The organism is Bartonella sp. MR168JLCBS (genome assembly GCF_042194175.1).
Genome location: NZ_JBHIMP010000553.1, coordinates 336 through 588 on the forward strand (window position 1 = coordinate 336; position 253 = coordinate 588).

Below are 253 nucleotides of genomic sequence, written 5' to 3' on the forward strand. Positions count from 1 at the left end.
TAAATCTTTGTGTGTTTAGAGAAATAATATCCATTTTTGTATGTAAAGCGCTTTGTTTATAAATTTACTGCGTGGAAGATGATACAGATTTGTTGTTTTAAAACAGTTAGACTTTTTATCATCATCCATTTGTCAATTCTAAAGCACTTTGGAAAAGTAAACGGCCATCAGTACCACTATGTGCGGGTTCAATAAAATTTTCAGGATGAGGCATCATACCAAGAATATTCCCAGCTTTATTGATAATACCAGC

The 253-nt window shown here is 32.4% G+C and carries 1 pseudogene; it reads right to left on the reverse strand.

Features of this window, described 5'->3' with window-relative positions:
- Positions 1-121: 121 nt before the first annotated feature.
- Positions 122-253 (reverse strand): annotated as a pseudogene (locus ACFIK8_RS12610) (phosphoribosylformylglycinamidine synthase subunit PurQ); the annotation flags it as partial.